Annotated in this window: 1 protein-coding gene and 1 pseudogene; one reads left to right on the top strand and one right to left on the bottom strand. The window is 37.9% G+C overall.

The features are described from left to right. Nucleotides 1-57: 57 nt before the first annotated feature. Nucleotides 58-150 (bottom strand): annotated as a pseudogene (locus tag ACT3QQ_RS13885) (IS1 family transposase); the annotation flags it as partial. A gap of 105 nt (nucleotides 151-255) precedes the next feature. Between ACT3QQ_RS13885 and ACT3QQ_RS13880 the strand changes: the two are divergent. Continuing rightward, a partial coding sequence (locus ACT3QQ_RS13880) for a cation transporter (protein WP_444528426.1) occupies nucleotides 256-992 on the top strand: 737 nt, incomplete at its 3' end.

Raw genomic sequence — 992 nt, 5'->3', positions numbered from 1 at the left:
TGATCCCTGCTGTCAATCCCGTACACTTAAACTTGGGAGATTTTAATCAGACAACTGGCGGAAGTTTTTTAGGGTATAGCTTTTGAAACCATTTTTCTTTATATTGTCACTTAGACAGGCTGGGCATTTGATGTATAGTGTTATTTGCATTTCACTATTTATCAATTTCTCAGCCTGTTTTTTTCAGCCTACTTTTTGAACCACCACCCGGATATAAATCTAGATATGAATAAAACAACTTTTAAAATATCGAAGATGGATTGTCCTTCGGAGGAAAACCTAATCCGAATGAAATTAGAGGGCGACTCGGATATTCAACATCTTGAGTTCGACATTCCTAACCGTAAATTAACTGTGTTTCATCATAGCAATGTAGAAGGGATAGAAACGGCTATTCATGACCTAAATTTAGGTGACACCCTACTCTCGACCGAAACCATTGACCCTTCCGATCCCAACAATAATTTTAAAACTGATACTGACTCTAGTCACAAAAAAGATGCTGAGCAAAGAAAGCTACTATGGATAGTGCTGGTCATTAACTTTGCTTTCTTTATTATTGAAATGAGCACGGGACTGATTTCTCGTTCGATGGGGTTGGTCGCCGACAGCTTAGATATGTTAGCAGATAGCTTCGTGTACGGAATTAGCTTATTTGCGGTCGGTGGAACGGTCATTAAGAAAAAACGGATTGCTAGAATTGCCGGATATTTTCAAATTACGCTAGCGATTCTTGGTTTTTTAGAAGTACTAAGACGTTTCTTTGGCAATGAGCAGTTACCTGACTTTTCTACCATGATTGTTATATCGATTCTTGCGCTAATTGCAAACTCGATTTGCCTCTATTTACTACAGAAATCGAAAAGCAAAGAAGAAGCTCATATGCAGGCCAGTATGATTTTCACTTCAAACGATGTCATTATCAATTTAGGGGTAATTGTTGCAGGGATTTTGGTTAATTGGTTACACTCTAGTACGCCTGATTTGATTAT

Source organism: Psychrobacter sp. AOP7-A1-24 (assembly GCF_052376235.1).
Taxonomy (GTDB): Bacteria; Pseudomonadota; Gammaproteobacteria; order Pseudomonadales; family Moraxellaceae; genus Psychrobacter.
Note: the sequence above shows the minus strand (reverse complement) of the source record. Positions and strands in the feature narration are given on the sequence as shown.